This window comes from Solibacillus sp. FSL H8-0538 (genome assembly GCF_038003525.1).
Lineage (GTDB): Bacteria > Bacillota > Bacilli > Bacillales_A > Planococcaceae > JBBOPI01.
In genome coordinates, this window is sequence record NZ_JBBOPI010000001.1 from 3116525 (window position 1) to 3141097 (window position 24573).

A 24573-nucleotide genomic window follows, 5' to 3' on the forward strand; every position below is an offset into this window, starting at 1 on the left:
TTTTAAAGCCCTTTTACAAGCTCTAAAAACTGCGTTAGTGATGTAACCTCATAAGTTGGCGTTACTTCTGGGTTATGCGCTTTATTTTCACGGTTAATCCATACATTACGCATACCGACGCGAGAAGAACCTAAAATATCTGTCATTAAATTATCTCCTACCATTATACCATTTTCAGTCATTACTTGGGCCTTATCCATAACAAATTCAAAAATTGATGCATCTGGCTTCCCTTTACCGAAATCACCTGAAATAATAATATGGTCAAAGTATGGCGCAATTTCAGGTGTAATTTCAAGCTTTAAATTTTGTAAGCTTGGTGCACCGTTTGTTAACAATATTAATTGATAGTTCCCTTTTAATTCATCTAAAACGGCAAATGTATCTTCATATAAGAATGGAGCTTTCTTGCGTTCTGCCACAAAGCGTTCGCCTAGCTCAGCACCAAATACTGCATCGTTAACACCTAATGCCGCTAACCCATTTGTCCAAGCCTGCGCACGGTAGCCCGGTACAATTTCCTTCATCTTCTGAAACTGTGGTGTTGGATCATCAAATGTTCCCCATAATCCTTCGAACGGGTTTATACCGATTTGCACTGTGTAATCATATGTTTCATACCCTTCATAAAGCTGTCTTGCTGCAGCGCGCACTGCTTCTTCTAACTGCACAGCATTTACATTATGTACTTCATTTGCATAGTCACATGTTTTTTCAAAAGCCGTTTTTACCGATTGTTGATCCCATAATAATGTATCATCTAAGTCGAAAATAATTGTTTTAATAGACATCGAGCTCGCTCCCAAAATTTAAGTTATCGTGCATGTTCAAGTTTATATTTTATCATAATAAAAGGACTATTTTGACGCTATTTATCACATTTTTCCAAATAAATTAATTATGACAATGGGTAAATCATCTGCCAAATATATATCCGCGGAAATTTGGATGATATCCGCCGATTAACAGGACATATCCGCCAATTCCCACCCTTTATCCGCGCGCACGTAAAAAAGCAGGTCAAATGTCGAGTTTGACCTATTTGCCGTTGCGCAACTGCTGCATTAGTTTTTGAATACGCTCTTGTTGTGAGGCTGTCTCGTCTTGTAAAACCTCAATCGTATATGATTTACCGTCGTCTTGAATGTGGACGATATCTCCTTGCTTCACCGGAACCTGGATTGCTGTACGCAGGATTAGTAATGGCTCTTGTTCCTCTGGTCGTTTTAAAAAAATCGCATAATCGCCTTCAAAGCGGTCTAACGTATATTTACTCGAGTTCACTCACAACTTCCCCTTTTGCGTTCCGTAATTGTGCGGCATCCCCTGAGTTCAGCCAAATTTGTCTTCTCGTCCATTCAAGTGAATTGGAACTTGCTTTCGCATCCGGTCCACTCGTTACATAAATCAACTCCCCAGCTTGAAGCGTCCTATTCGGGAAATTAAATACTTGCGCACCTTCCACTGAAACGAGCTGCCAACCTTGTAAATTAACCGCGTCACTGCTCTTATTTTTAATCTCTATGATTTCTGCATTTACATCTTGACTTACAAGCTCCACCTTATCTGAACTTGTTGTAGGGGGCTTAATCGAAATCGAACTAGTCGCGCCGATACCTGTCCACTGAGGTGCAGCAGTACTGTAAGAGTTCCCGTCTGTTGTAATAACAATTGTTCCAGCTTCTGCTGTACTAAAAATATCACTATCCACCTCTTGTAAATAGGCAATAACTTCCGCATGCGGGTGGCCGTATTGATTGTCCTGTCCGTAGCTTAAAATAGTTGCTTGTGGATCGACTGCCTCAATAAATAATTGCGAGCTACTCGTATTCGAACCGTGGTGCCCCGCTTTTAAAATCGTCGCATGGACATTTGTGCGCTCAAGCATCTCACGTTCCATCTCAACACCTGCATCACCCATTAACAAAAACGATATATCTCCGTAAGCAACGCGCAGCACAATCGATGCATCGTTATTGTCAGAGGCATGTTCATCGGCACTCAACACGTCAATTGTTAAATCTCTATCTAAATTAATTGAATCATCCGTATTTGGCACTCTGTACGGGATATTTTTCTCATTAATTAGCGTTAGCATTTCCTCAAACGTTTGGGAAGTATGGACCTTGCCAGAATCAATAAAGTTTTTAATCGATATCGAGTTCAACACAGCAATAAGCCCACCAATATGGTCAGCATCTGGATGCGTTGCGACAACATAATCCAGTTTTGTCACGCCTTGCTCTTTCAAATAGGCAACAATATTTTTTCCCGCACCCTTCACTCCGCCGTCAATCAGCATCGTTTTGCCATTCGGGGATTGAATCAATATTGAATCCCCCTGACCAACGTCGATAAAATGAACAGACATTTCCTTGCCAGATGTCGCTAGGTTTGTTGCGTTCGGCTCATTTGTTACTTCTGTACAACCAGCAATGAGTAGTACAAAAAACATTAACAATATCTTTTTCATATTCTATAATCCTTTTCACTATTTTCTTCAGTGTACATGACTTTTAATTACAAAACAAAAAGTGTTGTCTCTTCAACGTTTGAGACAACAACTATGCTCACATTTTGGATAATCCTTTATCGCAATCAATGCATGAAAAGTTTTTTCACAGAGTCATTGTTTAACACTACTGTTGTTTTTATTGCTAATACTACCGTGGTCATTTGGGCGCTGCCGCATGTCTTGCACAGGACGTAATGACTTCTGCGTTGTCACATGGAAGTGAGTTCTTAAGCAGAATCCACAAGGCGAAATTTTATAATCCCCTTAACAATGAAAAAAGTCGCCTCAAATATATTTTCGAGTCGACTCTTTTGAAAAGAAGCTTGCAATGCAAATTATGGGCTCAAGTAACCATAGAGACCATCCTTCTAGCAAGGTTCTTTATATTATTGTAAGGCGATACAAATATTTTTTGCTTCTGTGAAGAATTCTAAGCTGTGATGCCCACCCTCACGACCTACACCGCTTTTTTTATAGCCGCCAAAAGGTGCTCTTAAATCACGTACAAACCAGCAGTTCACCCAAATTGTACCTGCTCGTACATCATGAGAAATGTTATGTGCTCGTTGCAAATTTTGTGTCCATATAATCGCATTTAATCCATAGTCTGTACTGTTAGCAATTTTTAATGCTTCCTCTTCTGTATCAAATGGAATAATTGTTACAATTGGACCGAAAATTTCTTCTTGGCAAATGCGCGCTTGATAGTTTTCTTGTAAGTATATAGTTGGGAGCAAATAGTAACCTGTTTTTAAATGCTCCGGTAAGTTTGGTCTTTTCGCTCCATAAATTAGTTTCGAGTTTTCAAATTCAGCAATATCTATATAACTTGTAACTTTATTATAATGCGCTTCGCTAACGACTGGTCCCATATTCGTCGATGGATCTTGCGGATCCCCTACAACAAGATTCATTGCCGCTTCTTTAAAGCGTGTTAAAAACTCGTCTAGTATCGTGCGCTGTACTAAAATACGGGAGCCAGCTAAACATACTTGACCTGAATTCATAAATGCCGCTTGAATCGATACAGGAATTGCTTTGTCTAGGTTTGCATCCTCAAAAATGATATTTGCAGCTTTACCACCTAATTCAAACGATACTTTCTTTAATGAATCTGCACCATTTTTCATAATCGCTTTCCCTGTTGACGTTTCTCCTGTAAAGGAAATTAAATCAACTTCAGGATGTGTTGTCATAAATTCACCAGCTGATTGTGTCCCAAAACCGTGTACTACATTTACTACGCCATCTGGAATGCCAGCTTCTTTTGCTATTTCTCCCAATAGCGAAACGGTAAGTGGCGTCACTTCAGCTGGCTTAATAACTGCTGTATTACCAGTTGCTAAACATGGGCCAAGTTTCCACGTTGTCAGCATAAATGGTAAGTTCCACGGTGTGATTAGCGCTGCAACACCCACAGGTTCATAACGCGTATAGTTTAAAAATTGATCATCCATTGGGTACACTTCTCCACCTTGTTTTTCCATAAAATCAGCGAAGAACTTTAAATTTTCTGCAGCGCGTGGAATTTCTCGTTCCACAGCCGTTTGGTACGGCTTCCCTACATCCATTGCCTCAAGTCGAGCCAATTCTTCCTTACGCTCAATAATGATTTCTGCCATGCGACGAATTTTTTCACAACGCTCTGATACAGACATTGTCCGCCATGGTCCTTCTTCAAACGCTTTTCTTGCAGCATTGCATGCGCGGTCAACATCTTGGAAACTTGCTTCGTGCACTTTGGCAATGACTTCTTGTGTCGCTGGATTTTTCACTTCAAACAATCTATTAGATGATGACTCAACATACTCTCCGTTAATGAATAACTTTACTTCTTTTAGCATCGTTTCAGTTTTTGTCATCACTTCGTTACCTCCTGTTCTTGTTTACGGCGGTGAACAGACTTCCCAGCGATTCCCCAATTTGTATCAGGAATTTCATTAATCCCAATTCGAATTGATTCAAGTGGTGCTCCGAGTACAGTTGATACGGTTTTCGTAATTTCTTCGATTAATTTCTCTTTGCGTTCTGGCGTCCTACCTTCAAGCATCGTAATTTGAATAAGTGGCATTTGTCGTTCCTCCCATTTCCTATCCTTCTACTGTTACTCGTAATTCATCCATACCGTCAAAGCTCACGGTAAATTCATCGCCTGCTTGCATCACAGCTGAGCCCGTCAACGCACCACTCAGCACGACATCTCCAGCTCGTACTTTTTGGCCACGTGCTAGCATTTTATTGGCCATCCAAGCAATCGCACGTGCAGGGTGACCCATAATCGAACCGGCTGTGCTCGTTCCAAAAATCTCGTCATTTTGTTTAAAAATACAGCCCATCTTCACTAAATCTACGTCACGAATCGAATACTTCTTATCACTCATAATGTATTTTGACGAAGATGAATTATCTGCAATCACATCAGGTAGTGTGAAATTAAAGTTTAAATAACGGCTATCAATAATTTCCATCGCCGGTGTAACGTAATCAGTTGCTTGTAAAACCTCGGCTACGGTTACAACTGGTCCTTCTAAGTCTTTTGCAAATACAAACGCAATTTCTGGCTCAATTTTTGGATGAATTAGCGGTTTCAGTGAAATTGGCTCAGCCGCTAGTAACTCCATATTTTGTAGCAGTACCCCATAAGACGGTTCATGAACACCCATCATTTGCTGCTTCGCTTTACTTGTTAAACCAAGTTTCATGCCAATACGCACAGTTTTTTCCTGATCACACTTCAACTTAATTAGTTGATCTTGCACGTCATACGCAACCTCTACTGTTAGTTCTGGGTATTCATCTACAAATTTCTTCACTTCATATACATCACGTTCAGCTTGAAACAATGTATACGCAATTTGGTTTACTGTATCTGTTTTTAACATGGTGCGACCTCCTTTATACAAACTGTTTGCCATTTGCTAAAGCACGAGCAATTTCAATAATTAAATCTTCCTGTCCACCAACTGCCTTCATTTGTCCTAGTTGTAATAAAATTTCTCGCTCGTCGACCCCATATTTTTGGGACGCTTCTTGTGTAAATAATAAGAAGCTCGAGTAAACACCCGCATAGCCCATCAGTAAACTCGAACCATTAATTTCTTGTGGGCGTGGCATAAATGGTGCAACAATTTCATTGGCTACATCCATTGTGGCGAACAAATCCACGCCCGTTCCATAACCAAGACGTTCAAACACCGCAACCATCACTTCTGTTTGTGTATTACCACTACCTGCACCTAAGCAGCGTAAACTTCCATCGATAAATGTAGCGCCTGCTTCAACAGCAGCCATAGTATTTGCCATCGCAAGTGACAAATTATTATGTGCGTGGAAACCAATTTCACACGAAATCACTGAACGAAGCGCAGTAATTTTTTCTGTTACTTCGTGGGGAAGCATTGCACCAGCCGAATCAGTTACGTATACAATTTCTGCGCCATAGCTTTCAAATAACTTCGCTTGTTGTACTAGTACATTAGTTGGTGCCATATGGGCCATCATTAAAAACCCAACCGTCTTTAAACCGAGCTCACGGCTTAACTGTATATGTTGTTTTGCAACATCTGCTTCTGTAACATGTGTGGCGACACGTGCCATTTTTGCGCCAGCCGTCACTGCGTTTTTCAAATCTTCTCGAATACCAATTCCCGGTAAAATAAGTACGGAAATTTGAGCATCACCGCATTCTTCATTCGCCGCTTCGATTAGTTTTAATTCGTCTACTTTTGAAAAACCATATTGTAATGAAGAGCCACCTAAACCGTCTCCATGTGATACTTCAAAATACTTAACGTTGGCTTTTCCTATTCCTCGCGCTACATCACGTACCTGCTGCTCCGTAAAAGCATGTCGCATTGAGTGACTACCATCACGTAATGTAACGTCTAATATCGTCAATTCCTTCATGATACCTCTCCTTTAAACGACAACATTTTGTTGTTTAGCTATTTCATTTCCTACCTGTACTGCTGCAGCCGTCATAATGTCTAAATTGCCTGAATAAGACGGGAAGAAATCACCTGCACCTTCTACTTCTAAAAAGACGGATACTTTATTGCCCTCAAATACAGGTGGACTTGTCATACGGTATCCTGGTACATATTGCTGAACGTCTTTTACTATTTGTTCAATGGAATGTAAAATTTCTAATTCCTGATTTTGCTTTCTTACTAATACATGGACTGTATCACGCATCATAATTGGGGGTTCCGCCGGATTTAAAATAATAATTGCTTTCCCGCGATCTGCTCCACCTACTTGCGCTATTGCTTGAGCGGTTGTTCTTGTAAATTCATCAATATTGGCACGTGTACCCTGACCTGCACTTTTACTTGCAACAGTCGCCACGATTTCAGCATATTCAACATCTGCTATACGATTAATGGCATAAACAATTGGAATAGTTGCTTGCCCACCACACGTCACCATGTTGACATTATCTGAAGTAATATACTGTTCTAAATTCACACATGGCACAACAAATGGACCAATTGCAGCTGGCGTTAAATCAACCATTTTCTTGCCTAATGCGATAACCTTCTCACTATGTTCTTGATGTGCTTTTGCTGTTGTTGCATCGAACACAATATCAAATAGTTCTGGTCGCGCGATTAATCCATCAATGCCTGTTGTAATTACTTCATAGCCACGACTTTTAGCGCGCGCGATCCCTTCTGAATTTTCATCAATTCCGACCATGACACTCATTTTCAAATAATCACTACGTTCGATTTTATACATCAAATCGGTTCCAATATTACCAGACCCTAAAATGGCTACTTTTAGTTTTACCATTATTTTTGCACCTCCTAATATTTAAACGTTGCGGATACGTCACCTAAATGAGCAAATGAGGCTGAAAATGTATCGCCGTCTTCAATAGGGACTGCTGCTGTTAAAGCACCCGATAATACAAATTCGCCTGCTTCTAGCGCGATATTATAATGGCCTAATTTATTCGCTAACCAGGCAACGGCATTGACTGGATTCCCCATCACTGCCGCTGCTGCTGCGCTATCAAATAACTCCCCGTTACGATAAACATTCATACCGATATGTGATAAATCTACCGAATCAAGTTTCGTTGGTGTACCTCCAATAATGGCCATTGCAGAAGAACCATTATCTGCAACTGTATCTTCAAACTTTATGTTCCAATCAGCAATTCTACTGTCAATCACTTCTAATGCGGGCACAATATAATCCGTTGCATCTATTACATCTTGTGGTGAAATAGTCGTTCCAAATAGTCTCTTTTTCAGCACAAAGGCAATTTCAAATTCTAGTTTTGGTTGAATTAGGTGCTCCAGTGAAATCGTCGCTCCATCTACTTCAACCATATTCGATAAAATATGACCATAATCTGGTTCATTTACTTTAAACATTTGTTGCATCACTTTACTTGTTAAACCAATTTTCTTTCCTACAATTGTATGACCATCTAGCTGTTTTTTCTCAATTTGCAATAATTGAATAGCATACGCATCCTCTACTGTAATAGAGGGGTTTGTTACAGTTAATGGTACAATAGGGTGTTTCATTTGTTCTGCCTGCTGTAATTGTTGTGCATATTGTTGTCTCATCACATGATTCCTCCTGCTATTGAATTGCAACCTTTTCCTTTAATTCGCTATATTGTCCATTGAAGAAAAGAAGCGGATTACCATCTTGTAAACAAACATCTAGTACATGACCTATAAACAACGTATGGTCTCCTTCAGCATGGGAGGTCGCTACTTCACAACTGATTTGAGCAATCGCTCCTGGAATCGCCGGTGCACCATTTATATCATCAAAATCTACTTTTTGCGGATCTTTGATTTGACCAGCAAAAAGTTGAGAGTAATATTGTTGATCTTCTGCTAAAATATTTACTGTGAATTTATTACTTTGTTTAATACGTTCAAGCATTGATGCTTTTTCGCCTACCGATATGACGACTAATTTGGGATTAAGTGAAACAGACATGAACGCGTTTGCCGTCATGCCATAAATTTCGTTATTTAGTTTTGTGGTAATGACTGTAACACCAGTTGCAAACTTACCCATTGCTGTTCTAAAAAGGCGATCATCCATTTTAAAAACTCCTCCCGAATAACGTGATAGCTGCCTTAAACGTTACTTCGTTCAAGGCAGCATATACTTGCTTTTTTTTACTTGATTACCGGTACTTTCGCTGGCTTATCTGGTGTACCGTATAGGAAGTACTCGTTCGGTAATGGTGAGCCGTACCAAATAATAGCTTCATTTAGCTCGTGCTCACGCCATACTAATGGTTTCCAATCTGGGTCAAAAATTAAGTAACCTGAGTCACCGAATAATTCTACTCGATTTCCGCCTGGTTCGATTACATACATAAAGTACGCTTGGCTCACACCATGTTTACCAGGGCCTGCTTCGATTTTAATCCCGTTTTCAGCAAAAATATCAGCAAGATCCATTAAGTGTTGTGGATAACCATACCAGAAGGCAATATGGTGGAAACGTCCACTATTGCCTGTTTGGTCGCCCATTAATGCCACTTCATGTACAAGTGGGCTCACACTCATCCAAGCACCAAGCTCCTGGTTTTCCCCTACGATAATTTGTTCTCTTAATTTAAAGCCAAGCTGTTCAGACATAAATTCGCGATTTTTCGCTACATCGCTACACATCATATTAATGTGGTCAAGACGTCTTGCTGGAATGCCTGTTAATGGACGCTTTTGCGGACGGCTTTTTAGTAATGTTTTTTGATCAGCAGATGCTTGGAAATAGTCCACTTCCCATAAGATTTCTTGATTATGACCATCTGGAGTTACAAATTGGTAAGCTCGGCCATGCCCTAAATCTCCATCGATCCAGCCTTTTCCATAACCACTTTGTTGAATAGATGCTACACGACGCTCTAGCGCTTCTGGTGAACTTGCACGCCATGCAACATGCCCCATTCCTGCTTCCTTTGCTTCCGTTAACTTTAATGTGTGATGATAAAAATCTTCATAACCACGTAAATATACAGATTGACCTTCACGTGCTGTAATTTGTAAGCCCATATAATCTGTGAAAAACTTTAGAGATTCCTCTGGCTTTGGTGTATAAAGCTCCACATGTGCTAATTGTGCAATATCAAAATTTGACATAATCATTTCCCCCTTTGTTAAGTAAATTATTTATTAGTAAAGTAATTAATATCATCAGGATTAATCCATGTTGAATTTGTCCAACCATTTAGGTCGTAGTCAGACATACATTGATCAGCAAATGCGATTAATTCATCTGTTTTACCACTGCCCTGTGCACCGAATAATGTTTGTAGTCGAATATCGTCCTGGTTCCCCGCATAGTTACGTTCATATAGTTCGCCACGACCACCAAATTCAGTACCAATTGCATCCCATAGCAGTTTGACTGTTTTAATTTTTTCAAGCGCATCAATACCATTCGAACCGCGATATAATTTATCGAGCGTTGGACGGAAATCCTCATTTAGGAAGTCACGTGCGCTTGATGGTTGAACGATAAGATTACCGGCTACTAATTGTTGAATCATCCCCGTAATTTTTGGCCAACCTTCTTGTAAAAAGATTCGATATGCTAAGCCTCCTTGTAAGTTCGGTACAACAAAGCCATTGTCACGCTGTTCTGGATTTAGTGCCATCGCATCACTTAATGACCAGAACATGTGACGCCATGCAATAATTTCACCGACACTCGCTTGGACACCTCGGAATTGATCCGTACCTGCTGTTTTTAGCGCTTTCAATAACACACCAATGATAAAGTCAAGTTTGACAGCAAAACGTGTCACTCCTTGGAATGTAAAGCGGTTAATAAAGCCACTTTCTACGAAGAATGATGTTGTTTTTTGCATGTCTTCATAAATTAAGACATTTTCCCAAGGGATTAACGCTTGGTCGAATACTAATACCGCATCATTTTCATCGAAACGGCTGCTTAGTGGATAATCAAAAGGGCTACCCATTACAGCAGCATTCATTTCATATGAGGCACGGCTAATTAATTTCACGCCTGGTGCATCCATTGGCGCGATAAACACTACCGCAAACTCTTTTTCTTTAATCGGTAGTCCATAGGTACCAACAAAGTTATAGTTTGTAATGGCTGAACCAGTGGCAACCATTTTTGAACCGCTTACAATTAATCCTTGATCCGTTTCACGTTCAACGCGAATAAATACATCGCCTACTTCATGTACTTCTTTATTACGATCAACTGGTGGATTTACAATAGCGTGGTTAAAGAACCAGTTGCGCTCTTGTGCTTCCTTATACCATCTTTTTGCATTCTCTTGGTACGGCGAGTAATACTCTGGATTACTGCCAAGTGTCGCTAAAAATGACGCTTTATAATCTGGTGTACGTCCCATTTGTCCATAAGTAAGTCGTGACCATGCAGCAATTGCATCGCGTCCTTGAATCAAGTCATCTGCACTGCGCGCGGCACGGAAATATTTATGAGTAAAGCCGCCATTCCCAGTGTCAGTTTCACAAGTTAAAACATCTTTGTATTGTGGATCATGCATAGCGTCATAAAGACGTGCAATGGAACGAGCTGAATTTCGAAAAGCTGGATGATTTGCTACATCTTTAACACGTTCACCATGTAACCAAATTTCACGTCCATCCTGTAAACTTTCTAAATACTCTTTGCCGGTTAATGGCTTCGTCGCTTGTTGAGTAACCATCTCTATTCCCTCCTACATTTGTTACTTGTTTGACATGTCCTCCTAAATTTATATTATTCTGAATAATTAAGTAATTTATAAAATGTATAGTAATTTCTCTTTTCACTTTCATTTTTGTATAAATAATCTCAAAAAAACAAAAAAACCAGCGTCTCCACTGGTTTTTTTAATAGTTATTTTATTGTAATGAGCGCACGGCATAATACACTTTAATCGCAAGCTGACATCTAAATCGCCCTTCGCCGTTTCGTAAATCTTCCTGCAGTAACGATTCAATTTTTTCCATCCGATAGCGGAAGCCTGGAATAGATAAATTCAGTTCTTTGGCTGCCTTATTAACATTACCTCCGTTGTTCAGAAATACTTCTAAAGTTTGAATAAACGCCGTACTATTTTGCTGATCATGTTTTAACAAATGCTCAAGCACCTGCTCATAAAACACAATGAGCTCTTTTGGATTGGTCGTTTTCAAAAACAGTATTATATGCTGAAAATCTTCATAAATTGCTCCCTGGGTCTCACTAGGTGTAATGTTTTGTAAAAATCTACTCACAAGTTTTGCGTCTTGATAACTATGTCCGATGTCGCTAAGCTCATTCGAATTATGACCAATCCCAATATGAAACGTTACTTGTTTAAAACGATTTTTCAACTTAGTAACTAATTGCTTCATAAAGCTTTTTACATGCTTACTATTTTCTGTTTGTTCTTCTAAAATCATTAATATTTCATCATTTTTTATAAAACACTCAATTGACGGATATTCTATTGTTAAATAATTCAAAATGGTTTCTGTTTCTTCGAATCCAACTGCTATTACAATCAACCTACTACTCTTATTCGGATCGAAATTAAATATATTTCTTGCCTTTTTTATCATTCTTTCAATTGCTACTTGTCCATTCAACATCTCGTCTAAAAAATCCGACTTGCGTTGCCACTGAGACTGAGCGATTTGTGCTTGTATATACAAGTACACAGAAAATACAGAGATAGCACTCTCAATCATCATTTTCTGCTCTCGAGTAAGTGCCTCATCATGAATAACCGTCAAATTTCCTAATTGCTTATTCATCGTCATAATCGGGAATTTATGCAAACGCTTTCTTATATGAGAGTGATTTTTTATAAAATATTGCTCATCTTCTACTGTTTTAAAAGATGTTGCAATTGGCTTGTGCATATTCACTTTTTCAATTATAAGACTGCTATGCAACCCTTCACTTAACATATTTAATAATTGATTAAGTGTATATCCTTCTAACATAGCATTTGTTAACTGTTTTTGAATCGTCTCCGAATGGACAATTGAGTGATTTAACTCTTTTAATTGTTTATAGGCTGCATCCAATTCATGCTTTAGTGAATCTTCTTTAAAATATTTTAAAATATCAAGTTGTTCCGGTGCTGCATGTTCTTTTGTGCGAACAATAAAGCTACAATAATCGTCTCGTTTACCTCTACACTTGTCTTCGAAAACAACTAATTCTTTTGGATAAATTTTTGCTAAAAATCCTGCTACATAGCCAACCAACGTCCAACATATACTTTCTTCACTAAAGCCAAAATGTCGAACATGTTCAGCAGCTTCATAAGAATGATACCATCTTCCTTCCATTTCAAACTTATGATCATCTACTTCTAGTAACTCAATTTCTACACTGACTACACCTTCTAACGTGTGCATTGCTGCCCCAGCCATTATGAGTTCTCTTATATCATTCCAATTATATGATTGTTTAACAGACTCACCAGCACTATACCCACACGCCCAACCGTATCTTAGCAAAAAACCCTTTGCTCGTTCCATATCTAGCGTTTTGACAATATCACGCCGAAAAATTCCAAGAGCTTCAGCCGATTTTAACACCATTCGGTTGCCATTGAAGCGAATAATTCCAGTACGAGGATTCACATCAAATGAATTTTCAAACACTAGTCGATTTGCTTTCATTTTATACACCCCAATTAATATATTTTGTGCAATACGAAATACATTAAATAAAATAATAAGTAAAATAATGCCATTTAATATTAAAAAAACTATACTATAAAATCCCTTTTATAGTACAGTCATATCGTTACTTTACATAGAGTCCATTCAAAATTTCAATTTTTTTCTTAATCGCATCTTCAAACGTTAAAATATATGCGGCTGGATCTTTCGGGTTGAAGAACTGCGTAATTTTGCCCGTTTCTGGGTGAATAAATTTAGATGAAGCACCGCAGCCAATTCCTAAAATCGTCTGTACTTCTTCCATAATAACAATATTATAAATGGATTCCTCACCTGGCTTACAGTAGCCCACGTTTTCTAAGTTCCCTAAAATATTTTTTTGACGATATAAATAATATGGAACATAGCCATTTTCAGCAGTCCAATCACTTGCCATTTCCATCATTTGCGCTACTGTATCACGGTCTGCCACACGGTATTTATCTTTATTGCGTGTCATTTCTGAAGCGCGCTTAAAGCTTAGTGTATGTACCGTTAATGATTCTGGGTGCATTTTAGCAGTTTCATCTAGTGAGTTTTGGAATTCCTCAATGCCTTCGTTCGGCAGGCCGATAATTAAATCCATATTAATATTGTTCATGCCCGAATTGCGCGATAACCAAAACTTATCAATGGTTTCCTGAACAGTATGGTGGCGACCAATTGCTTTTAGTGTTTCTTCTGTGTAAGACTGTGGATTTACCGAAATACGATCAATACCCCACTTTTTCAGTACTTCGATTTTTTCTGGCGTAATTGTATCCGGACGTCCGGCTTCTACAGTAATTTCACGAATGTCCCCTGGATTTGGGAATGATTCAAACATCGTTTTATAGAGGGCATCCATTTCATCGGCTTCGATTGAGGTTGGCGTACCCCCACCCCAGTAAATCGACGTAATTTTCATGCCGCGCTCTGTTAGCCATTTACCCATTTCTCGAATTTCAATGTGCAATCCATCGATAAATGATTCCACTCGACCAGCTTTACGATTACTTTGGATTGCATACGCTGGGAACGTACAATATGCGCATTTTGTCGGACAGAACGGCACACCAATATAAATAGAGATTTCCTTACCGATTTCATCTAAATCAGGAATAATATGAAGCTGACGCGCAACAATTTCTTTCATTAACGCAATCTTTTTATCAGAAATACGGAAATCTGTTTTCAAAACATTGAAAATCTCTTCTTCTGACATCCCTGCTTTTCGGTAATTATGATAAAGCTTTGTCGGCCGAACGCCTGTTAAGATGCCCCACTGCTGCTTCATCCCCGAATATTGCTCTAATACATCTAGCATTACGTGTGATAATGCACGCTTCAGGCGGATGTTTCGTTCTTTTTCGGTGCCTTCCGTTGTGTAGCCAATCGAATAATTATTTGTATACTGCTGGCCTTCCACCTCTAAAACTGCGGAAGTATGCACCGTATTGTTTTCTTCGATTGAATGCTCAAACACAATCGACAGATCTGCACCGTCATGTGTGAGCTGGATAACTGAATCTTCATAAAAAAGATTCGCAATATGATTAAGGACTCGATTCCAATCCTCTTTAAGTTTTTGATTGATTTGTATTGTTTTCATCTATTGTTCTCTACTTTCATATCATTAAATAGTATTAAACCATCCTTATTGTAACAAAAAATCATGCATTATTAATGCTCCGTAACTAATCTCACCTTAAAAATTAATTCCAAAAAAATAATACTTTTACAATATTTTAATACAATTTTACCCATTATTTCAGTATACTTAATTACAATAGTCATTATGTTCATTACTATTATTTCCACTGTATTCGCAGTGTAAATAAGGATGGAATGTATAATATTGCTAACATATTGTTAGACGAAATGCTTTATATACTCTATAATTTTCTTACTATTCGATTATTTGGGAGGTGCATCTTAAATGAGTAACTTAGCAATACGCTCTACTGATGATTTTACGACAATTTTACATTCAATTAACATCAATTTGTATAAATTTGATTTAAAGCGCTGTGATGAGCGAACTTTTTATGTAACGATTTCCTTGCACTATGAACAACATGAGGCAATTTGCGATTTAATTTACTTAATTGACAAAGAAGAACTGTATGGTGCTATTTCATTGAATAACTTATATGAACGGGCACAGCAATTTTTTCTTAAACACTTTAAGTATGAACTAATGTACACGGATGAGATGCTTATCGCCAAAAATTTTTCGCAAACAATTCAACTCCAAGCATGCTTGAAAACATACTCTGAAAAATATCCTAAATATGTCCAACCAAAATTTTTCAAATAAAAAAGGACCACACTATCGTGTGATCCGGCTTTTTTTACAGACCTTCATATAATGATTGAATTGGTTGCGCTAAAATACGGTTGACTTCTTCAATCACGTTGCTAAGAGCCATTTCTGCCTCTAGCATTGCTAATATTTTTACATTCTGCTGTGCCAGTTGCGCAGCTTTTTGAACGTAAACAAGCTCGTCTTCTTGTAATTCCTCACCAGCGACTTGTTTTTGCTGTAATTTTAACTGAATGTCGCGGAAGTTTGTAAATAATGTTTTCGCTTCTTCGTCTGCACGTACCGCCTCAACTGCTTCTTTTAATGTTTCAAATTCAGCTGTTTTACGGAATGTTACTTGTAATTTATTTATATCTTCGTAAATGTTAATCATATACAATCCCCACTCTCATTTATTAGTTCGTCAAAAAGACGATAATCCCCTGTGCAATACCGATTAAACCACCGATTAAACCACCTAAATAAGTGATCATTTGAAGTTCTTTCTTGGAAATACCAAGCACTAGCTCTTCTAAACGTTCTACTGGGAAAACATCAACCTGCTCGCGTACAACCTCTTGAAGATTTAAACGTTTTAGAACATCCTCCAACTTGTTTTCTGCCTGTACAAAAAATCGATCAACAAGCTTAGGGATTACATCATTTTTCGCCCAGTTGTTTCCATCTGGCCAATAGTCTTGAACCGTTTTAGCTAATCGATCATCCAGCGCCAGTTGCTCTTTCGCATAGCGTTGAATATTGTCTACAATCGGATCTAATTCTACGTTAGATAAAAAGTCCATTACCGGACGCTCTTTAATTTTTTCCCATTCTTTTGAGAAGATCGCTACGAGTAAATTTTTTGTACCCGGTGCACGCAAAAATTTAATAAGCTCCTGTTGAATTTTATCTACGATCGACGATGAATCGCCCACTAACATTTGAATCATACCACCAAAAGAACCCTTTGACGATAAAAAATCGTCTAGCATATATTTAATTGTTTTCTCGCCTTCAGAAGATAAAAAATAGTCTTCCCCTTTAGCTAAAATTTGCTCTACCGCTTCTGGTACTTTGCGGTCAATTACTTGCTGAATATCTTCAGGTAGTAGCGCACGTATTGATTTTGTTGAAAGTGTATTTTTTACTTGATGAAACTGCTCAGCAATAACTGCATCTACTTTTGCTTCAATCGTTTGTGGTAAATGAGTAAATCCAGTTAGTTCTAACCATTGCTGGAGCGTTTTGTGGTTGTTGAAAAGTTCCTGCTCTGCTTTTGTTTGTATAAAATGTAGAGTGCTTAAACGAACTTCCGGTGAAAAGAATTTTTTGCGAAATGTTTCTGGTGTTAATAAATACTCCGTAACCGTTTTTCCTAATTGAACCGCCAAAGCATCTCTACGTTTTGGGATAAGTCCTGGTGTAAATGGCAATTGCCACTTGCCTATATATACCGGATTGTACGGACGAAACAACATTTTTACGGCTAAATGATTCGTTGATGCCCCGAGAAATGCACCTACGAAAGCCATGAATATAATTGATGTAAGTAAATTCATACGTATCCTCTCATTCTTATTAAATTATTCCACCATTATAACAGATGGGGTTTCTTGTAAGTAACTTTTGACACCCATTGCAGAAATAGTGACCTATCAAGTACGATATCAGGGGGAGGGAAGTTTCATGATTCAACATTTTAGTTTTAAACCAATATTTGAAAACATCCAAATACCAGGTTGGACGATCTCATTTTTTTATAAACAACAGCGCTATAATGCCGAGTACAAAAAAGATGGCAGCATTGTATTTATCGGTGCCACTCCTGCAACAGACGATTTAACTGCTGTAGAAAAACTGGTTCATGAGTTAATGCTATTCCACGTTTATGAGTAATAAATTAAAGAAGACACTACTTTTTGGCGAATCGGTGTCTTCTTTTATTTTCAGATTAATAAAATAATTTAATAGAGGGTCATTTCCAAAATATATACTTTACTTTAAAAGAAAGTATACTACTTTATAAGCACATGGAACGGAAAGCTTCCGCCTGGAGTGGAATGTGCTGTCAAGTACAGATTTTGGTGTAGAGCCTTAATAGAATTAGCTATTTTATAAAAATGAAATACATAATTTGTTTTTTTTTACGAAATATTTTATTATTATGTTATCTAATAATTTTTTCTAGGAGGTGTACTCTTTACTTATCTCGCTCATTTGCGCCGTAAGTAAAGAAAGTATTTGGACGTAGATATAGGAGAGTTAACCATTAAGCTGGCAGCATTTGCTGTCTTGATTGCCGCTACGGCATTTTTCGTTGCAACTGAGTTTGCAATAGTAAAAGTAAGAACAACTCGTATTGATCAATTAGTTGCTGAAGGTAATAATAAAGCAATTAAAGCAAAAAAAGTATTATCAAATCTGGATGAATATTTATCAGCCTGCCAATTAGGTATTACAATTACTGCCCTTGGTCTTGGTTGGTTGGGTGAGCCGACATTTGCGCTTATTCTTCATCCACTATTTGAACTTATGGGCTTAACTGGTCAAGTAACATCGATTCTTTCATTCATTGTTGCATTCTCACTCGTGACGTTTTTACACGTTGTCGTAGGGGAATTAGCACCGAAAACTCTAGCTATTCAAAAAGCAGAGGAAGTAACTTTAGCCTTATCTGGACCACTGTTATTATTCCATACCATAATGTACCCGTTCATTCGAACTTTAAACGGCTCTGCACGTGCATTATCTGGTCTATTCGGTTTGAAAATGGTTTCTGAATCTGAAGTAGCTCACTCTGAAGAAGAGCTTCGCATGATTTTATCGGACAGCTTTAAAGGTGGAGAAATTAACCACTCAGAATACGAATACGTAAATAGTATTTTCGAATTCTCTGACCGTATTGCGAAGGAGATTATGGTACCTCGAACTGAAATTACTAGCATCGAAAAAGATCAAACAATTCGCGAAGTATTTGAGTTAATGGGTGTTGAACAATATACTCGTTACCCAATTACTGATGGTGATAAAGACCACGTCATTGGCCTTGTTAATATGAAACATTTATTAACAGCATTCATTAAAGATTCAGCAAATGGTGATAAACCCGTTGTGGATTATATGCAGCCAATCATTCGTGTTATAGAAACTATTCCAATTAGCGACCTGTTACTGAAAATCCAACATGAGCGCATTCATATGGCAATCTTAATGGATGAGTACGGCGGTACATCTGGTTTAGTTACAATCGAGGACATTATCGAGGAAATCGTTGGTGATATCCAAGACGAGTTCGACGAAGATGAAATCCCAGAAGTGCAAGAAATCGCAGAAGACCATTATATTCTTGATGCAAAAATGTTATTACAAGAAGTCAATGATATCTTAGGTATTCAAATTGAAGATGAAGATATTGATACAATCGGTGGCTGGTTCATGACACAGCACTTTGATGCTATTGAAGGCGATTCGATTGAAGAACAGGGCTATAAGTTCATGATTAAAGAGCTTGATGGTCACCATATTCTATATTTGGAAGTATCGAAACTTGAAGAAGCAGCAACACAAATAGAAGAACAATAATTTTGGACAACCAAAACGACTCTCCGGCTGCGGAGGGTCGTTTTATCATGTCCAGAACTTTTGCTAGGGGGAAACACTTTGGAGCTTTATACAAATTTACGCGCAGGTGAAAAAGGGGCCTGGCTTTCAATTGGCACCTATATCTTTTTGAGTGCCATGAAGTTAACAGTTGGCTATATTGGTATGTCCTCCGCTTTAAAGGCAGATGGTTTAAATAATACGACGGACATTATTGCGTCTGTTGCCGTTCTAGTCGGACTTAAAATTTCTCAAAAGCCACCAGACTCCAATCATCCATATGGCCATTTACGTGCAGAAACTGTCGCTTCACTAGTTGCCTCATTCATTATGATGGTCGTTGGTTTACAAGTAATATCGGCAACTGTTCAAAGCCTATTTCATCCGACACACGAAACCCCGTCACTGCTTACTGCATTAGTTGCATTATTTAGTGCCGTAATTATGTACGGCGTGTACCGTTATAATTTAGCGCTTGCTAATAAAATTAAAAGCACAGCCGTGAAAGCAGCGGCGTATGATAACCGTTCAGATGCGCTCGTTAGTATTGGCGCCGCTATCGGGATCTTTGGGGCCATTTTCGGCATGCCGATTATTGATAAAATTACAGCACTTATCGTAGGAATCATTATTATTAATACAGCTATCGGGATTTTCTGGGAAGCAGTGCAAACATTAACGGATGCATTTGATATCGATGAAGCTGAAACATTATGGAAGCTTATTCAAAATGTTGAGGAAGTGATTGATTTAATTGACTTAAAAGGGCGCTCTCATGGTAATATGAGCTTTATTGATGTGACCGTTACAGTGAATCCAAATTTAAACGTACGTGAAAGCCATGACATTACGGAGAAAATTGAAGCTACAGTGAAGCACTTTAATCCGTACTGTATGGTGCTTGTTCACATAGAGCCACATGAACATAATTACGCGGTGGAAGATGATTATCATTTTTAGAACAAAAGCGCTAAAGCGCCTGCTCAGCCCCGACAGCTGCTTGCGAGCCCGAAGCGAAAGTAAACGCTCCTCCACTTTCGCCCGAGGGATCGAAGCGACCTCGAGGGGCTGGCGCTTTAGCCTAGACGTTGCATTTACTTTCTTTGAATGTTATCCACATGGCGAAATTTTATAATTTCCTTAACAAATACAAAACGGACTATCGCAACCAGTTTATACTGGTTACGATAGTCCGTTTCTTTATTTCCCGCTACCTTCTGTCAAACCATGCTTTACTGCATATAGTGCAGCTTGTGTACGGTCCTGTACTTGTAACTTCGTAAAAATGTTCGAAATATGCGTTTTCACTGTTTTTTCAGTGACGAATAGAGAGGAAGCAATTTCTCGGTTACTTTTCCCTTTTGTAAGCTCTGCTAACACATCCTGCTCTCGCGGAGTTAATGCATTTTGAATATGCGGTTTATTTTCTTCCTCGCGCAAACCTTCTTCTAACTGCGTTGTTGCTTCTGGATGGATCGTATTTTCACCCCGCATAATTTGACGAATCGATTCCACTAAATCATCCGGCTCGATGTCTTTTAGCTGATAACCAGACGCCCCTGCTTCAATCGCTGGTAAGACATGATCCTTATCTGAAAAGCTTGTGAGCATTAAAATAAAAACTTCCGGCCACTGTTCTTTAATGCGTTTCGTTGCCTGGATGCCGTCCAGTTCTGGCATCACTAAATCCATTAGTACAATATCCGGCTTCAAGCTACGTACTAAATCAATCGCTTCAAGCCCATTTTTCGCCTCTCCAACAACTTCTATATCTTTTTGCGTTTTCAAAAAAAATAATAACCCGCGCCTTACAACATGATGATCATCAGCAATTAGTACTCGAATCATTGATATTCCCCCTAATACGGTAAACGAATTAATAATTCCGTTCCTTTTCCAATTTCACTAACCCAATCAACTGAGCCACCAATTGCATGTGCCCTGTCCTTAATGGATTGAATGCCCATTGATGGGATTGTGTTATGTGCATCGACAACAAAGCCGCGCCCCTCATCCTTCACAACGAGTAGCACATCTGTCGCCGTTACATTAATATAAAGTGCTGCATCCGTTACACCGGCATGCCGACGAATATTATTCAGCGCTTCTTGTGTAATTCGAAATAATGTCTCCTCGACGCGAGATGGGAACTGAATGACACCTGCGACATTAACGGTTAATTTTAGACCAAGCATTTCCGCATACACTTTAATAGCTTCAATGAGTCCGCTTTCTAAACCTTTTGGACGTAGCTGCCATATCAGCGCGCGCATTTCTGTTAACGCCTCCTGTGTCAGCTGCTGAATTTCCTTGAACGTTTCTTTTGTTTCCTGTTGATCACTCATTTCAATGCCAGCTCGAGCTGTTAATGTTACGGAAAAAAGTAGCTGGTTTACCGAGTCATGAAGATCTCGTGCTAAGCGATTGCGTTCCTGAACGAGTGCGATTTCCTGCTGCTCATTCGTTAAATAAATCCGCTTAATTGCTGAGCCCATCTGGAATGCGACAGATTCTAATAAATTTAGCTCCTCATCTGTAAAACGAATCGTATTTTTCGAGGCAACGTTTAGTAAACCAAAACGTTCCTGGCCAGATTGCAATGGGACAGTTGCATGATGTGTAATGTCTTCGTGGTCGCCTACATTTGCTTCAATTGCACTCTCAATACGCTGACACTCTATTATATTCGACGCTTTTTTCAGCTCTTCATTGCGGTAGCGCGAAATACACCAGCACCCACCTCTCTTTAAGTGTTCACAGCTATTATAGGCGAGCGCTTCCGGTAAATTTTGCTGAACAACAAGTTCTGATTTTCCCTTCTTATCAATAAAGAAAATCCACCCTGTTTCAAACTTAGTACCACTTAAAAACTTGGACAGTGCGCCGTTCAACATAGGAATCATTTCTGTCTCTTCGTTTAGTAATTCCGCAATTTCTTTTAAGATTGCAATATTGGAATGGTCTTTTGCTGCCATCATTACACCCCGTTTACTTGCTTTTTCCCATCATATCATTGATCAGCCATGTAACGCATCGCCATATTGCTCATACTTTTGAAGGAGTTGTCCTAAATATAGTACATCATGCAAAAGGTGTTTATTTTTATGCAAATCTATGCAAATAACATGCAAAAAATTGCAATAATTTTGTGTATAATTATGGAGAATATATGTAATTACTGGGGGGATATATATATGTTACAATCCGATTCACTAAATGCACAAACACTTGCTTATAAAACAATTCGCGAACAAATTTTAGCAGGCGAGTTAGTTGGGGGGGAGAAGCTTACTGAAGAGCGTTTAGCTGAACAAATCGGTGTTAGTCGCACTCCAATTCGAGAGGCTATTCGCCGGCTTGAGCAGGAAGGTTTAATTCAAAATAAACGTGTTTTGAAGCCCACAAAGGCCGATTTGATTCACCTTTATGAAATGCAAACGTTAATTGAATGTTATGCAGTTCGGTATGCTTCACATAATATTCTTGATGAGCAAATAGCCCTGTTGAAAAATCGCCTAGCAACAGCTCGTAAAGGGACCCTTGAGGAAATGGTCAACGTCAGCATGGATTTCCACGAAACAATTGTAGCTGCAAGTAAAAACCCTTTAATGATTGCTGAAATAGATAAAATAAGATCCATTATTTACATGTTCAGTAGTGCAATGAAGGTAGGTAAGCGCCCGCTATTAATTGACGAGCTGGAGCAGATTATAAAAGCAATAGCTGTAGGCAATGTCGAGTTAGCAAGTAAACTATTACGTAAGCATTTAGAAGCAAATCTTAATTTCACGCTGAATTTAAAGAGCGATTATTAACACCAGTCAAAACGACAAGAAGATGTGACCTTTTGTCAGTCACATCTTCTTGTTATTTCAAATAATCTACACGGTACACATCATGGCGGCGATCCTTTAAATGCTTTACCGTACCGTCTTGGCGCTTACGACGTAGTATTTCTAAATCTACATCGCCAATCAGCACCATTTCTACATTCGCATTCGTCTCTCCTACAATGCCATCCCGAGCAAATTCAAAGTCACTTGGCGCAAAAATTCCAGACTGGGCATATTGAATATCCATATTTTCCGTTTCTGGTAAATTACCAACCGTACCAGAGATTACCGTATAAATTTGATTTTCAATTGCGCGCGCTTGTGCACAGTAGCGTACACGCAAGTAACCATGACGATCTTCCGTACAAAACGGCGTAAAAATAATATTAGCCCCCATATCCGTAGCAATGCGTGCCAGTTCCGGAAACTCCATATCATAACAAATTTGAATCGCAATTTTGCCGCAGTCTGTTTCAAATACTTCCACCTTGCTACCGCTACTTATCCCCCACCACTTCCGTTCATTTGGCGTAATATGCACCTTATACTGCTTTTCAATTGTCCCATCTCTTCTGAACAAATAGGCAATATTATAAATTTCTTCGTCTTCCTCTTCAACGAAATGAGAGCCACCAATAATGTTAACATTATAACGGACCGCCAAATTCGTAAATAATTCAATATATTGTGGCGTAAAAGTTGTCAGCTTCCTCACCGCTTGCGAAGGGGACTTTTCATGTAAAAATGACATGAGCTGCGTTGTAAAAATTTCTGGAAACACCACAAAATCTGAAGCCGCATCAGAGCCAACATCAACAAAATACTCGCATTGCTTAGCAAAGTCCTCAAAGCAGGAAATTTTTCGCATCATATATTGCACGACACAAATGCGTACCGGATAGCTCGTTTTAAAATGACGTTTTGATAATGGTGTATAATCAACATTATTCCATTCCATCAGTGTTGCATATTTACCTGAAGCTACATCGTCCGATAAATAATTCGGATTAATGCGCATTAAAATAAAGTCATTCATTATTTGAAATGTTAACACAGGGTCATAAATTTTATGTCGGCTTACCGCATCGACATATTCACGCGGTGCCATTTCATCTGCATGAATATGATAATTCGGAATACGTCCACCGATAATAATTGACTTTAAATTTAAGGTACGCGCTAAATCTTTACGCGCCTCGTACAGTCTTTGTCCCACCTTCATGCGGCGATAATTTGGGTGTACCATTACTTCAATACCATATAAATTGTAACCGTCTGGATTATGATTCGTAATAAAGCCGTTATCCGTAATATCATTCCACGTATGACGATCATCATATTCATCAAAATTAATACGCAAACTCGAGCAGGAGCCAATAACAACACCTTCAAACTCCGCCACCATCTGCCCTTCTGGAAAAATCGATAAATGACTATACAGATGAGCTCGCTCCCACGGAACCATCCCTGGAAACGATATACGCTGAATTTCTAAAATCGCTTCAATATCTTCAATGGCCATATTACGGATCATCATTCTTTTCTCAAACTGTGATATATCTAGAGATTCTGTCATAACATTTTCCCCTTCCAATTCCCTTAAAATAGTTACCCATTACTATACCCAATAAACGAAATAATTTACTTCTATTTCTATTA

Annotated in this window: 24 protein-coding genes; 5 read left to right on the forward strand and 19 right to left on the reverse strand. The window is 38.7% G+C overall.

All coding sequences use genetic code 11. The features are described from left to right. Positions 1-2: 2 nt before the first annotated feature. From MHH87_RS14925 to MHH87_RS14990, 14 genes are all read right to left on the reverse strand, one after another. On the reverse strand, positions 3-791 hold the full coding sequence (locus tag MHH87_RS14925) for an HAD family hydrolase (protein WP_340750038.1): 789 nt from the start codon (positions 789-791) through the stop codon (positions 3-5). A 247-nt stretch (positions 792-1038) separates the two neighbouring features. Next, positions 1039-1284, reverse strand: coding sequence for a DUF3006 domain-containing protein (locus tag MHH87_RS14930; RefSeq protein ID WP_340750039.1), 246 nt, complete (start codon positions 1282-1284; stop codon positions 1039-1041). Then, entirely contained in the window at positions 1271-2473 is a 1203-nt protein-coding gene (locus MHH87_RS14935) for an MBL fold metallo-hydrolase (RefSeq protein WP_340750040.1), read from the reverse strand. Before MHH87_RS14935 ends, MHH87_RS14930 begins: the two co-directional genes overlap by 14 nt. A 428-nt stretch (positions 2474-2901) precedes the next feature. Beyond that, a complete protein-coding gene (locus tag MHH87_RS14940) occupies positions 2902-4377 on the reverse strand; it encodes an aldehyde dehydrogenase (protein ID WP_340750041.1) in 1476 nt (491 codons plus the stop codon). Then, complete coding sequence (locus tag MHH87_RS14945; protein ID WP_340750042.1) at positions 4377-4586, reverse strand: 2-hydroxymuconate tautomerase; 210 nt, start codon at positions 4584-4586, stop codon at positions 4377-4379. Before MHH87_RS14945 ends, MHH87_RS14940 begins: the two co-directional genes overlap by 1 nt. Before the next feature lie 19 nt (positions 4587-4605). Then, positions 4606-5397 carry a 2-keto-4-pentenoate hydratase gene (locus MHH87_RS14950; protein WP_340750043.1) on the reverse strand — a complete coding sequence of 264 codons (792 nt, stop codon included), beginning with the start codon at positions 5395-5397 and terminating at the stop codon, positions 4606-4608. 13 nt (positions 5398-5410) lie between these two features. After that, positions 5411-6421, reverse strand: a complete 1011-nt coding sequence (gene dmpG / locus MHH87_RS14955; protein ID WP_340750044.1) for a 4-hydroxy-2-oxovalerate aldolase — start codon at positions 6419-6421, stop codon at positions 5411-5413. A 12-nt stretch (positions 6422-6433) separates the two neighbouring features. Next, positions 6434-7309, reverse strand: coding sequence for an acetaldehyde dehydrogenase (acetylating) (locus tag MHH87_RS14960; RefSeq protein WP_340750045.1), 876 nt, complete (start codon positions 7307-7309; stop codon positions 6434-6436). Positions 7310-7323: 14 nt separating this feature from the next. Beyond that, positions 7324-8097, reverse strand: a complete 774-nt coding sequence (locus MHH87_RS14965; RefSeq protein ID WP_340750046.1) for a 2-keto-4-pentenoate hydratase — start codon at positions 8095-8097, stop codon at positions 7324-7326. A 16-nt stretch (positions 8098-8113) separates the two neighbouring features. After that, on the reverse strand, positions 8114-8590 hold the full coding sequence (locus MHH87_RS14970; protein WP_340750047.1) for a flavin reductase family protein: 477 nt from the start codon (positions 8588-8590) through the stop codon (positions 8114-8116). A 77-nt stretch (positions 8591-8667) separates the two neighbouring features. After that, the gene (locus tag MHH87_RS14975) at positions 8668-9636 is read right to left on the reverse strand and encodes a catechol 2,3-dioxygenase (RefSeq protein WP_340750048.1); all 969 of its coding nucleotides are present in this window, start codon (positions 9634-9636) and stop codon (positions 8668-8670) included. Positions 9637-9662: 26 nt separating this feature from the next. Continuing rightward, positions 9663-11201 (reverse strand): 4-hydroxyphenylacetate 3-hydroxylase N-terminal domain-containing protein, encoded by a 1539-nt coding sequence (locus MHH87_RS14980; protein ID WP_340750049.1) that lies wholly within the window; start codon positions 11199-11201, stop codon positions 9663-9665. 178 nt (positions 11202-11379) lie between these two features. Continuing rightward, on the reverse strand, positions 11380-13155 hold the full coding sequence (locus MHH87_RS14985; protein ID WP_340750050.1) for a XylR N-terminal domain-containing protein: 1776 nt from the start codon (positions 13153-13155) through the stop codon (positions 11380-11382). Positions 13156-13282: 127 nt separating this feature from the next. Continuing rightward, positions 13283-14788, reverse strand: coding sequence for a coproporphyrinogen III oxidase (locus MHH87_RS14990; protein ID WP_340750051.1), 1506 nt, complete (start codon positions 14786-14788; stop codon positions 13283-13285). 327 nt (positions 14789-15115) lie between these two features. Between MHH87_RS14990 and MHH87_RS14995 the strand changes: the two genes are divergently transcribed. Beyond that, positions 15116-15496, forward strand: coding sequence for a hypothetical protein (locus tag MHH87_RS14995; protein ID WP_340750052.1), 381 nt, complete (start codon positions 15116-15118; stop codon positions 15494-15496). Between the two features lie 34 nt (positions 15497-15530). On the opposite strand, the gene MHH87_RS15000 is transcribed toward MHH87_RS14995, so the two are convergent. Next, positions 15531-15875: a YlbF family regulator gene (locus tag MHH87_RS15000; RefSeq protein ID WP_340750053.1), complete on the reverse strand. Its 345-nt coding sequence runs from the start codon at positions 15873-15875 to the stop codon at positions 15531-15533. Positions 15876-15897: 22 nt separating this feature from the next. Next, on the reverse strand, positions 15898-17040 hold the full coding sequence (locus tag MHH87_RS15005) for a DUF445 domain-containing protein (RefSeq protein WP_340750054.1): 1143 nt from the start codon (positions 17038-17040) through the stop codon (positions 15898-15900). A gap of 127 nt (positions 17041-17167) precedes the next feature. Between MHH87_RS15005 and MHH87_RS15010 the strand changes: the two genes are divergently transcribed. The 3 genes from MHH87_RS15010 (at position 17168) to MHH87_RS15020 (ending at position 20041) form a co-directional block, all read left to right on the forward strand. Next, positions 17168-17377, forward strand: coding sequence for a YheE family protein (locus MHH87_RS15010; RefSeq protein WP_340750055.1), 210 nt, complete (start codon positions 17168-17170; stop codon positions 17375-17377). A gap of 378 nt (positions 17378-17755) precedes the next feature. Further along, positions 17756-19063, forward strand: a complete 1308-nt coding sequence (locus tag MHH87_RS15015; RefSeq protein ID WP_340751019.1) for a hemolysin family protein — start codon at positions 17756-17758, stop codon at positions 19061-19063. 78 nt (positions 19064-19141) lie between these two features. Further along, a complete protein-coding gene (locus MHH87_RS15020; RefSeq protein ID WP_340750056.1) occupies positions 19142-20041 on the forward strand; it encodes a cation diffusion facilitator family transporter in 900 nt (299 codons plus the stop codon). A gap of 240 nt (positions 20042-20281) precedes the next feature. Here MHH87_RS15020 and MHH87_RS15025 read toward each other — a convergent pair whose 3' ends face one another. Both MHH87_RS15025 and MHH87_RS15030 read right to left on the reverse strand, forming a co-directional pair. Further along, positions 20282-20929: a response regulator transcription factor gene (locus tag MHH87_RS15025; RefSeq protein WP_340750057.1), complete on the reverse strand. Its 648-nt coding sequence runs from the start codon at positions 20927-20929 to the stop codon at positions 20282-20284. An 11-nt stretch (positions 20930-20940) separates the two neighbouring features. Continuing rightward, entirely contained in the window at positions 20941-22056 is a 1116-nt protein-coding gene (locus MHH87_RS15030; RefSeq protein ID WP_340750058.1) for a GAF domain-containing sensor histidine kinase, read from the reverse strand. 219 nt (positions 22057-22275) lie between these two features. Here MHH87_RS15030 and MHH87_RS15035 point away from each other — a divergent pair, with 219 nt between their 5' ends. Next, positions 22276-22896, forward strand: a complete 621-nt coding sequence (locus tag MHH87_RS15035) for a GntR family transcriptional regulator (RefSeq protein ID WP_340750059.1) — start codon at positions 22276-22278, stop codon at positions 22894-22896. A 52-nt stretch (positions 22897-22948) separates the two neighbouring features. On the opposite strand, the gene MHH87_RS15040 is transcribed toward MHH87_RS15035, so the two are convergent. Continuing rightward, positions 22949-24490 carry a GNAT family N-acetyltransferase gene (locus tag MHH87_RS15040; RefSeq protein ID WP_340750060.1) on the reverse strand — a complete coding sequence of 514 codons (1542 nt, stop codon included), beginning with the start codon at positions 24488-24490 and terminating at the stop codon, positions 22949-22951. Positions 24491-24573 lie beyond the last annotated feature (83 nt).